The following is an 11,729-nucleotide window of genomic DNA, read 5'->3' as shown; positions in this document are numbered from 1 at the left end:
GAATTTTGAAAGTCTCCGACTCCTTATCAAAATCTAAACACTAAATACCCCTGTTGTCGCGAAGTTCTACAATTGTTCCTTCAGGAGCTTTCACTTTACATAAGTAGCCGTTTTCAACATGATAAATGGCTTCATTATTCTTCGTTAAAAATTCAACGTCTAATTTCCTTAGACGAGTAATCTCTGTGTTTAAATCCTCAACCCAAAGGCAAAAATGTGCTAGGCCTTGACTATTTGTATTTCCATCACTAAGTATTTCATTGTATTTTCCCGTTTGTAGTTCAATATAAAAATCACCTAATTGTATCCAGGTATTAAAGTCTCTCCCATGGAAATTGGGAGATTCTTGTACCACTTTAAACCCTAATCCTTGCGTATAAAAGGTCAACGTCTCCTTATAAGAATTCGTTTGGATACACAAATGATGAACAAAATTGTTTGTCATGAAAATTTCCTCTTTTCAATTGATAATAAGTACTTGGGGAGGTAAAACTTTACTCTCCAAAACCATCTAACAACCTATCAAACTTCGACATAATCATGGGCGACTAGGCAACGCAACTAATCCTCCGAGGTTAAGAAAATACTCTTTTTTATTGTTTTGCATTTTTTCTTAACCATTGCTGCTTGTTTACTTAATTGTTCTACTGTTTGAAAGGATACGGCCATATTTGAGACAACTGCAATAGAGAGACTAACCAAAGACACTTTTTCTAGCTTACCCTTTCGGTTAGTTGCCTGTACATACCCTTTATTTAACTCTTCCTCGCAATAAAATTGCCGCGACATTTGGTCAAATCTTGAAATGATTAATTGGCAAATTTTTTTGTATTCATAATCGGAAATAACCGCGATAAAGTCGTCACCTCCAATATGACCAACAAACCTTGGTTCATTAGCATACGTTTGAATGGCTTCAACGATAATATTGGCCGTTTCCCGAATAAGTTCATCGCCTTCTCTAAAACCATGGCTATCATTAAAAGCTTTAAAGGAGTCGATATCTATGTATAATACACTATATTTTTCTCTAGATAATATTTGTTGCAAAGTTTCTTCGATCACAAAATTCCCCGGAAGTCCGGTTAGCGGATTTGAATTGCGTGCAATGTTAACCTGTATCTCGGTCAATTTCATTAATAGATTCTTAATACTTACGATTCCGTACATACGATCTAGTGCCGTGACAATGACATAATCATATAGGTGGTCAAGGCTACGATTCATTGCGAGTGCACTGACATTGTTAATAGGTTCGGTATAATCCACTATCAATGGGTCATAGTTCATCACTAATTCAATCGTTCGGTTCATAAAAAGGTTAAATCCATACTTGGTAGAAAGTGCTTGATAAAAGTGTGTTTTCATTACTAATCCAATTGGGAAATTATTCGAACAAACAACGATTCCCTCCAATGATGGGTTTTCCTTGAAGGACGAATAGACTTCCTCACATTTTGTTAAGGGGGTAATATTTTCGCATTTCTCAGCAATATATCCAATCGTTTGCTCCATATAATCACCTTTATCTTATGAATTAGATGGACAAATGAAGGGTTGGGGTCTTCCTAAATGATATCCCTGACCATAATGCACACCTGTCTGTTTGGCAATGATTAATTGTGATTCCGTTTCAATTCCTTCAAGGGTAACACAAGTTCCGGCCTCACTAAAATAGGAGGTAATCCAATTTAAAAAATGTTGTTTTTTTATTGAACGCTCTAAATCTATACAAAAGTATTGATCAAGTTTAATCATGTCTGGTTCAAGCTCAAGTGCTACTCTTAAGGACGATTGTCCTTTCCCTAGGTCATCAAGTGCAATCTTAAAACCAGCTTCTTTTAAATATCGAACCCTTTCCTGGAGTCTTATTAAATTCTGTACGGTCTCGGCCTCATTTAGCTCAAAAATGATGCGGCTTGGTGCAATATTTACTGTTTTCATAAGGTCTTCAATGAACCAATGAAAAGATGGTTCTAATACAGTAGAAGGAAAAACATTAACAGTGAGATGTAAATCTTGTTCTTTTGCTAGGAGACATTGATGAAAAGAAGCAATGCTTCGAATAACGGAAGAAAGGTCTAAATCCAATCGTTTCTTTTGCTTTTCAGCCTTTGCAAAAAGCGATTGCGGGTTTTGGATCTTTTTTCCTCTGATTAAACTTTCAAAACCATAGATGGTATCGTCCTGTAGTGTAATGATTGGCTGAAATACATGAAAAAAAGTAAGTGATTCGGATAGTTCAATGGTGGGGAAGGGTAAACCAAAAGTTGTTTTCATTGCTTAGTCGCATCCTAGATTTTTATTTTTTTACGTATATTCTTAATTTACTATGAAAGCATTAAATGATTGTAAAGATAGTGTAAAAATGTCGTATTTTGTAGGAATTCCATAAACAATGAGAATATTGGCTTCTGACCCCAATGCTGAATCATTAAGAATTGTTAGAGTTTTTGTAAAACTATTGTGATAACTGATTGTTTCTCCTTTATCTATGTTATAAAAGAAGTGTCATAAGGTATTTCGCTCGTTTTATTACAATGATAGGCGCAGAAAAAATCGAGGTTGGATCAATAAAGAAAGGTGTTGTTAACTATGTTACATTCCACCATTCAGAAAAAAGATTATCGTTTGAATCCATTCCATCCTATTATAAAAAACAACAGAACAAAAAAAGTAAAAAATGTCATCGTCCTTATCGGCGATGGGATGGGTTTTTCATATACCACCGGTCTTCGTTATTTCAATCATGATTCCCAAAAAGGATTCATGAATCCCACTATATTTGATCAATACTTTGTCGGTTCCCAATCTACCTATTCATTGGATACAGAAAGTAATATTACAGATTCCGCGGCAGCAGGAACCGCTTTATCAACCGGTTATAAAACCTATAACGGAGCCCTTGGCGTGAACATGGATAAACAAGTCGTTCCGACCGTTTTAGAATATGCTAAATTTCGTGGCAAATCTACTGGGCTGGTTGGAACAAGTCAAATTAATCACGCCACACTGGCGGCGTTCGCTGCACATAATGAATCCAGAGATCAATATGATCAAATTGCCGATGATTACCTTGATGAACAAATTGAAGGAAAACATAAAATCGACGTGATGCTTGGGGGAGGAACCTCTTATTTCTGTCGAAAGGACCGAAATTTAATCGAAGAGTTTGTAAAAAATCAATTTGGCTATGTAACAAATTTGCAAGAGCTTGTCACAAATAAAAACGAGAAGCTCATAGGTTTATTCGCACCGATTGAATTGCCGAAACAGATTGATCGCGATCCGTCTGTTCCATCACTTCCACAAATGACGAAAGCTGCTCTTCAACGTTTGCAGCAAAATCCAAATGGTTTTTTTCTATTAGTAGAAGGAAGTCAAATTGATTGGGCGGGGCATGACAATGATATCGTAGGGGTAATGAGTGAGCTTAAAGACTTTGAAGCAGCGTTTCAAGAGGCGATTCACTTCGCCTCAAATCGTGAGGATACGATTGTAATTGCGACAGCTGATCACTCAACTGGAGGGATGAGTATAGATCGCAATGATAACTATAAATGGAATCCAAGTGTGATTAAATCCATTACATCGACACCGTTTGTTATGGCAACACGATTGCATGAAACGAAAGATATGACAACCTTAAGGCAGCATATGGACGTTACTCTTCAGGAAGAGGACGTAAAAACCATACAATCAACGTTAGAAATGGAAGTAGAAGATACACGGCAAGCTCTGATTAACATCATCAATCACTATTCCAGTACGGGCTGGACAACAAAAGGGCATACAGGTGAAGATGTTCCCATTTATGCATTTGGTCTCAATAGACATTTGTTTAGTGGAAGAATGGAAAACAGTGAAATTGCCAAGATTTTATTTCAGATTATTGATTAAGCTGGGATTGGATCCGTGTAGAAAGATTGGTGCCTGACTCTCGATGCTTTAACACAACACCACAAATGCTATCTGGAACGCTATTTCGGTTTGTTCTCTTAAACTGAAAAGTTGTACAATAGCTAAGATATGAATATTTCATCTAGGAGCAGACCAATGGATACTAAAGAGCAATCGTTACTAAATTATTACTATAGCAAGTTGATTGATAATACGTTTAATGAGAAGGATGTCTATACATTTTTACTTTTAATTCGAAATCGGAGCAAAGAGATACACAGTATCAAAGAGCTGGCAGATTTTGTTGCGCATCGAGACCAACACAATGGCTATATCAAGGATTATCTGTTTGAGACAAGGAAAAAATTTGAAAGCCTAGGAAAAACGAATACAGCTATTAGGATTGAAGATGTATTTCCCTTCAAGGAAATGAAAAAAGGTATCAACCAGGCATTGGCGGAGTACCAGTTAGCAGGGTTAACCAATGAAAAGATAAATGATTTTGTTGTCTGCCTGATTTCCATCCTGCAGCAGGTCAAAATTACCGATGAAAACGAGAGAGAAATTGGTAAACTATTTTTTGCCCTCTCCAATAAACAGATGATCTTGATGGCGGAAATAGAGGTTTCTCAAAATCTTTTCAAAAAAACCAATGCGGTTTTTCCGGTATTGACCGCCAATAATGGCTATGTCGACATCAAAAAGCAAGACCGGTTTGATACTCCTTATCTCTTTACTGACAAGGTGATCGAAATAATCAATCAGGAAGGGAAACTGGAAATTATAATCCCGGAATAGGTGGATATATTTTTATCTCTCTAATAAAAGAGGAAATAGGTAATCATTCAGGGCGCCTCCCTAACTACGAATGACAAAAAACGCTCCGTACTCTCTGTTTTTTACCATGTCAGTCGGTAAGAACCCTTATAAACGACCTATCTGTGTATATAAAATTAATGGGTACGTAAAAAGCATCGGACATTTTTGATGCTTTTTTTACTCTGAAGTTGGGGTAATCGTACAATCTAACAGAACCTATTTTTTCAAAAAAATTCAGGACCGAATATAATCTGTGTTGAATAAATTGGAAAATAATAGATTGTTTTGTCCAGGAAAATACTATAATAGAGATAATGGGATTTGCATCAGAAAAAGTGTTCTTAAGGATCCTATATAGACTAAGAGAATTAGATGTATAAGGAGCAGATAGGGGAAACTTTATAGCGAAGGATAGAGCAGAAAGTTGAACCTTTTTGTGTAACCGATGACTCTTGTATAATTATAAACGTATTGAAATGAGCGAAAGGTGGGCTTTATTCATGGAAAAGGTACCGGCAAAGGTAAGGGCGATATTATTGGCAGATGATCCAGAAACTTTTGTGACGAGAAGGATTTCAGAAGTGAATCTTGAATTTGGGGGAATGAGAGGGGATCGCCATTTCGGGGTGACCAGTAAGGCTGATTCAAGACAGCCGATGTATCCAAGAGGAACAGAGATACTGAACCGCCGCCAAATTACCATTGTGTCAGAGGAAGAGTTAGCCAGGATTGCTGATGAATTAGAGGTCGAGTCAGTAATGCCTGAGTGGTTAGGGGCTAATCTCTTAGTAAAAGGATTTCCTGATTTAACTAAACTCACCATGGGCTCACGTATCCTTTTTCCAAGTGGTGCAGGATTAATTTGTATGGGAGAAAATCAGCCGTGCACCCTACCTGGGGATGTACTCCAAAAGCATTATGAAGATCACGAGAAGCTGGCATTCCGTTTTGTCCGTGCAGGTTACAAGCGGCGGGGAATCGTTTGTGCAGTCGAAAGACCGGGAATAATTCACGAAGGGGATGAAGTTCAGATCCTGGTTAATGATTTTACCAATCCGATGCAATAAATAACGTGGGATGAAGTCAATGTATATAACTGGGTCATGAGGTTCATTAAGGCGATGGATTCATACATAGCTGATAGTTAAATAAACAAAATGGACGGACAACAAAAGGGAAAGATGACCATTTCCCGAATAAATATAGTGATGGATATAATTGAAGAATTTTTGGAGGATGCAGATGGGCTATATTGAGGATTTGCGAGAAATAATTGGAACGCGACCACTCATTTTAGTAGGTGCTGTCGTGGGGGTAATAGATGAACATGGAAAAATTCTATTACAAAAAAGACCTGAAGGCGTCTGGGGGCTGCCAGGAGGCCTGCTAGAATTAGGTGAATCTGTTGAGGATGCTGGAAGAAGGGAAGTTTTTGAAGAAACAGGAGTTGAAATTGGCCAGCTTCAGTTAGTAGATGTATTTTCAGGCAAGCAGTATTTTAGAAAACTGCCAAATGGAGATGAATTCTATCCAGTCACGATTGCTTATTTTTCAAAAGATATTAAAACCAGTACTATCAGGATTGATGGAAAGGAATCGATTGATGCTGGATTCTTTGATTTACGAGAATTACCAGATCATACAACCCCTTTAGTTAGGAAGTTGATTCAACAATATTCTAGTATCCTCCGTTAGACCTTCGATTCATGAAGGTCTATTTACATTAAGGGAGAAACACCTGATGAGCCTATAGAGGAGTGCTAATCATGCCTCCGAGGGACTGAATATTGCTAACAGAAGATAAAAAAATAAAAGATCCCTATATTTTGGAACAAATTGCTGGTGTCAGGCACCACTAAAAACAGGACCCCCTCATGGTGACGGGGTTCTGTTTTTAGGAGAAAAAATCTCAATAAATTTTACAAGCTTTTCCTCACTGAAGGGTATTTTTTAGGTAGAGGAGGAATTTTTCCACAATATCCTGGTGGAGACAGAAGGGTATTTTTCGTAGAGGCTGCCTGAAACAAGTAATATATAAGAAAATGAAACAAAAATAAAAGCAGAACGTATAAAAGGATAATATTCCCATATTCTGAAATTGAGGAGTGGTTTGTGGGGGCATTTGGTTCTGGGGAATTTTAGTCTGTTTTAATGATTAATTGGTTAATCCAAATCAATGAAAACCTGAAAAATTTATGAATAGGCGATTTGTAAGGGCCATAAAGGGGATGGAATATAATGGATTTCAGTGAAATCGTCGTGTCATTAACTCCTAAAGAAGCAAGCGACAAAATCGAGCAAGCAACAAAATCGAGCAAGCAATCGTGAGTGGTAGTATTTCTGGAGAATTAATTGATCGTTATCATCGTTCGGTCGGAGAGAACCAATTCATCGTATTGGTGTTAGAAAAATTCTATTTTCGTTCAAACAATCGTGGTTCCATGACAGTTACGATTGATAACTTTGAAGGAGTAACAAAGGTCCATGCAGTAGCATCCGGCACTGGCCAAGGAGCTATATTCAAGTTTGATTGGGGGGCAGGGGACAGTTTTATTAATAGTGTCATCAATACTTTAGAAATGTATAAAGTTAAGTAAAAAAGGAAGGTGCCGGGCACCTTCCTTTAATATGTTCGCAATCCGTACTATTATTTTGCACTAAATGTATCTACTTCTTTTAGTGTTCCAGGAACTTTTACAGCACCTGATTTAATCTTGTTAATCCAATCGTTTACAGCTGCTTCAATATCTGCTTTGTTTGTCGCCTTCGCATTGATAGGAGCTAATCCAACACCGTCTTCAGCTAAACCATATAACGCAACTTTGCCGCCAGGGAATTTTCCATCTTTAGCCTTTTGAGAAAGGTCTTCAACTGCTACATCGACGCGTTTAAGAGCGGATGTAAGAACGATGTCTGAACCCATGTCAGCTTGGTCACGGTCTACCCCAATTGCCCAAAAATCTTTGCTAGGGTCTTTTTTCTTTCGGTCATTGGCTTCTTTGAATAGACCGTTACCAGTTGCACCTGCTGCGGCGAAGATTACGTCTGCACCGCTAGAATACATTTTAGAAGCGATTGCTTGTCCAAACTCGGCCTTGTCAAACGCACCAGCGAATTGAATATCGACTTTTACTGCTGGCTTTACTGCTTTAATACCAGCCAAAAAACCAGATTCAAATCGTTCGATAACAGGGACCTTCATCCCGCCAATAAATCCTACATGGTTCGATTTTGTCGTAAGAGCAGCCGCTACACCAGCAAGGAATCCTGCTTCTTGCTCTTTGAACAGAACACTGGCAACATTAGGCTGTTTTACTTGATCATCAACGATCGCAAATTCAGTATTTTTTTGTTGTTTAGCAATTTCATCAACTGCCGCTGTCATTAAGAAACCGATACCGTATACTAAGTCAAACCCCTGACGAACAAGTGTATTTAAGTTTGTTGTATAATCGGCATCCGATTGGGATTGAAGGTAATCATAACCACCCTTCCCTTTTTTTAAGCCATTTTTTTCACCGAATTTTTCAAGCCCTTCCCATGAAGATTGGTTAAATGATTTATCATCAACACCACCAATATCAGTAACCATTGCGGCAGAGAAGGTTTTTCCTTTACCTCCGCCTTTGTTATCATTACTTTTTCCACAAGCACCTAGAAGTGTACCAAGAGCTAGAACAATTGATAGCATCATTGCGACATTACGTTTTTTCAAGTTAGTGTGCCTCCCTATGATTGTTGTTTGACAAAGCAGTAATGTTGTCTTGAACTTAAGTTTATAATACAAACTTAAGTTTGTATTATACTTCTAACCACATGTTAGGTCAACAAATTTGTGTATCTTATTTTAATCAATCCAACCAAGGTTTAGTCATCAAATCTTATGTTGTATTTTGCCCCATGTAAGAAAACAAAATGCACATTGACGACCTTTATAAAGTGCTAAATCCAAGTGTGGGAGATGAGAATGAGTGAATTTCCTAACAGGGCACACATAAGGATTAGGATAATGAAGAAATAAAAGTAGCTTTAATAGTCCTCTCAAGATACTATAATGGTAGATTTTATGAAAATATTGACAACAAGAACCGTTATTTTCACTTTTGGATGGAGGACGATAATTTGAATCAAATAATATACTTACTTAGGCATGGGGAAACCGTTTTTAATACACAGGGAAGATATCAAGGAGAACTTGATTCACCATTAACCACAGAAGGAACCGAACAAGTAAAAAATATATCTAAGTTGTTAAAAGTGGTAATTAATGACCCCAATGAGTGGGAAATTATTTCAAGTCCATTAGGTAGGGCTATGAAAAGTACGGAGATTATTTGTGAAACAATAGGATTTGATTTAAATAAGGTGACGACGGACGCACGTTTAAGAGAGGTGTCATTCGGCTCCTGGTCTGGTTTAACAACAAAGGAAATTGAAGAATCATGGCCAGAACTTATTAAAAATACGGATAGCAACAATTGGTATTTCAATTCACCAAATGGAGAGAACTATGATTCTGTAGTGGAGAGAGTATCAGATTGGTTAGAGAGTATAAAGAATAAAGAAAAAGTCATCGCTGTATCCCACGGTCTTACTGGAAGGGTATTAAGAGGCGTATACAATAATTTAATGAAAGACCAAGCCTTAAAGCTAGATATATCTCAAACTACTTTCTTTAAATTGACTAATCAAAATATTGAACGATTCTGTTACGAATATGATGAATTTTAAATGGGAGAGGCAACTGATGTTTCCTCATTGCCCTCAATTGTTTGATTGAAAGAGTTAGGGGAGTTTAACGAGTCTCTGGGTAAGGAGAAGGATTTAATGACAAATATAAACGATATTGCTAAGAGGGCCGGGGTGTCCGTATCGACTGTGTCAAGAGTTTTAAACAACCATAAATATGTATCGAATGAAAAAAGAGCCGTCGTTCAGAAAGTAATAGATGAAATGAATTATACCCCTAATAAAAATGCCATCGATTTAATCAGAGGGGAGACAAGAATGATTGGCGTTATCATTCCATATAACAATAATCAAGCATTTGATCAAATGTTACATGGGGTACTCAATAAATCTATTGAGAAGGATTATTCCATTACGGTCCTCCCCACTAAATACAATAAGGATAAAGAGATAGACTATCTTTCCATGCTAAAAAATAAATTGCTTGACGGTATCATCATCACTTCTAGATCAAATGATTGGGAAACCATTATTCCGTATACTAATTATGGTTCCGTGATTTCTTGTGAATTTACGGATCACCCAGAGATAGGCTGCGCCTATATAGATAGATACGCCTCGTACCTTGATGCTTTTCAATACCTTAAAGATAAAGGACATAGTAAAGTAGCTTTTACAACAGTTAGAGGAATGGAAAGCATGAGTACAAGGCAACTTATTGCAGCTTATAAAGAAGTATTTGGAGAACTTCAATACGAGTTTTACCTATCAGATTGTTCTCGTTTTGAGGATGGCTACGATGTGGGGAAGAAGTTGTTGAGTCTAAAAACAAGACCAACAGCCATATATGCAAATGGCGATGAAGTGGCTGGGGGGATGTATCAGTATGCTCAATCTATCAATATTAGAGTACCAGATGACTTAGCTATCTTAGGGCAAGAAAATCAACCTATTGGGGTGGGAATGGGGATTACTTCAGTTGATCATCAATTAATTAAGGTTGGTGAACAAGCTTTTGATCTTGTCATCAATAAATCTAGACAAAAAATTCAAATTCCCTATAAAATTATCGAGCGTTCATCCATTAAAGTATTGACCTGAAATCCATTTCATCCTTTACCATATTCTAAACAGATAAAATAGGGGAGGATGAATAGGATGTATAGTACGTTTATTTTTGATTTAGATGGGACGATTATCGATTCTGAAATGATTGGACTTCAAGCATTACAAGCAACATTAAAGGAACAAGGAATTGAAAAAAATTTAGATGAACTCCGTTTTTCACTCGGTATACCGGGTTTGACGACATTAGAAATATTAAATATTGCAGATATTCCGACCACACTTGAATCTTGGCTAGAGAAGGAAAAACCCTTTCTGAAAAATGTACCTATATTTGAAGGAATGATAGACGTAATCGCGGTGCTTCCTAAAGCTGGTATTGTAACCTCTAAAACTACTGAAGAAATGAACAATAGCTTTTATTTATTAAATATTGATCATCATTTTCATTCGATTGTATGTGCTAGTGATACCGAAAACCACAAGCCTAATCCGGATCCATTAGAACTAGCGCTACAATTGTTAGGGTGTAAAGCGAAGGAAGCAATTTATATAGGGGATTCCCCATACGATATGCAATGTGCAAACGCAGCTGGTGTAGATTTTGGTCTAGCGTTATGGGGAGCACGAACTGTATCGGGATTTGAAAATGCAGATTATATTTTTGAAAATCCGAAAGATATTCTTAATTTGATTAATAAATAGAGATTGATGGCGAACAGTGACTGGTATTGTTCGCCTGTTTTCCTCATAGACAAACTTCAGATTATGGAACGGCAATAACTATCATCTTGCGACAAACATGGAAAAATCCTTTTATCCCGCATTAACGGGCAGTAAGACCCCCACTTCAAGACTTAGAGGAAATCCAATAAGGATAAGTGGGGGATTAACTGCCCGTAAAAGCCCGATTGGTTCAACTAACAATCAGTGGGGGATGAAAAAGCCCCCACTGATTGAAGTTTCACTTTATTATCATGGTTGAATAAAGAATAAGTGGCTGGGGACGGATCCCTCGCCGCTTATTTTCTATTTATTCCATTTCTTCTAAAATCCCTTTTAATCAATTATCTTGAGTAATCTTTTGTTTCCCTTAGAAATCAATTAAGTATTCAACATTACCTCTCCCTCAAACTCTCCCACTTTGAAGTAAAATGCATTCTTTCCATTTATTAGTGTGATAAATCCATATTTAATCCAATGTACCATAAAAAGGGATAATTCTATTGACTAATCTGTATATAATGTATATATTG

Annotated in this window: 12 protein-coding genes; 8 read left to right on the top strand and 4 right to left on the bottom strand. The window is 37.1% G+C overall.

Translation table 11 applies throughout. The annotated features are described in order from the left end of the window. Positions 1-40: 40 nt before the first annotated feature. From M5A78_RS10750 to M5A78_RS10740, 3 genes are all read right to left on the bottom strand, one after another. Entirely contained in the window at positions 41-445 is a 405-nt protein-coding gene (locus M5A78_RS10750) for a VOC family protein (protein WP_248735276.1), read from the bottom strand. Between the two features lie 116 nt (positions 446-561). Continuing rightward, on the bottom strand, positions 562-1,515 hold the full coding sequence (locus M5A78_RS10745; protein WP_248735275.1) for a GGDEF domain-containing protein: 954 nt from the start codon (positions 1,513-1,515) through the stop codon (positions 562-564). 15 nt (positions 1,516-1,530) lie between these two features. Further along, a complete protein-coding gene (locus tag M5A78_RS10740) occupies positions 1,531-2,280 on the bottom strand; it encodes an EAL domain-containing protein (RefSeq protein ID WP_248735274.1) in 750 nt (249 codons plus the stop codon). 315 nt (positions 2,281-2,595) lie between these two features. On the opposite strand from M5A78_RS10740, the gene M5A78_RS10735 reads away from it, so the two are divergent. From M5A78_RS10735 to M5A78_RS10715, 5 genes are all read left to right on the top strand, one after another. Then, on the top strand, positions 2,596-3,900 hold the full coding sequence (locus tag M5A78_RS10735) for an alkaline phosphatase (RefSeq protein ID WP_248735273.1): 1,305 nt from the start codon (positions 2,596-2,598) through the stop codon (positions 3,898-3,900). 156 nt (positions 3,901-4,056) lie between these two features. Beyond that, complete coding sequence (locus tag M5A78_RS10730) at positions 4,057-4,698, top strand: hypothetical protein (RefSeq protein ID WP_248735272.1); 642 nt, start codon at positions 4,057-4,059, stop codon at positions 4,696-4,698. A 521-nt stretch (positions 4,699-5,219) separates the two neighbouring features. Further along, a complete protein-coding gene (locus M5A78_RS10725; RefSeq protein WP_248735271.1) occupies positions 5,220-5,786 on the top strand; it encodes an MOSC domain-containing protein in 567 nt (188 codons plus the stop codon). A 175-nt stretch (positions 5,787-5,961) separates the two neighbouring features. Then, complete coding sequence (locus M5A78_RS10720; RefSeq protein ID WP_248735270.1) at positions 5,962-6,414, top strand: NUDIX hydrolase; 453 nt, start codon at positions 5,962-5,964, stop codon at positions 6,412-6,414. 629 nt (positions 6,415-7,043) lie between these two features. After that, positions 7,044-7,316 (top strand): DUF6054 family protein, encoded by a 273-nt coding sequence (locus M5A78_RS10715; RefSeq protein WP_248735269.1) that lies wholly within the window; start codon positions 7,044-7,046, stop codon positions 7,314-7,316. A 50-nt stretch (positions 7,317-7,366) separates the two neighbouring features. Here the strand turns inward: M5A78_RS10715 and M5A78_RS10710 are convergent, their stop codons facing one another. Beyond that, entirely contained in the window at positions 7,367-8,434 is a 1,068-nt protein-coding gene (locus M5A78_RS10710) for a BMP family lipoprotein (RefSeq protein WP_248735268.1), read from the bottom strand. A 407-nt stretch (positions 8,435-8,841) separates the two neighbouring features. Between M5A78_RS10710 and M5A78_RS10705 the strand changes: the two genes are divergently transcribed. The 3 genes from M5A78_RS10705 (at position 8,842) to M5A78_RS10695 (ending at position 11,178) form a co-directional block, all read left to right on the top strand. Beyond that, a complete protein-coding gene (locus tag M5A78_RS10705; RefSeq protein WP_248735267.1) occupies positions 8,842-9,450 on the top strand; it encodes a histidine phosphatase family protein in 609 nt (202 codons plus the stop codon). 96 nt (positions 9,451-9,546) lie between these two features. Beyond that, positions 9,547-10,509: a LacI family DNA-binding transcriptional regulator gene (locus M5A78_RS10700; protein ID WP_248735266.1), complete on the top strand. Its 963-nt coding sequence runs from the start codon at positions 9,547-9,549 to the stop codon at positions 10,507-10,509. Between the two features lie 57 nt (positions 10,510-10,566). Further along, the gene (locus M5A78_RS10695; RefSeq protein ID WP_248735265.1) at positions 10,567-11,178 is read left to right on the top strand and encodes an HAD family hydrolase; all 612 of its coding nucleotides are present in this window, start codon (positions 10,567-10,569) and stop codon (positions 11,176-11,178) included. The last annotated feature ends 551 nt before the right edge of the window (positions 11,179-11,729 follow it).

The organism is Neobacillus rhizosphaerae, assembly GCF_937468385.1.
In the GTDB taxonomy this organism is placed as follows: domain Bacteria; phylum Bacillota; class Bacilli; order Bacillales; family Cytobacillaceae; genus Neobacillus; species Neobacillus rhizosphaerae.
This window is presented reverse-complemented; position numbering and strand designations above follow the sequence as displayed.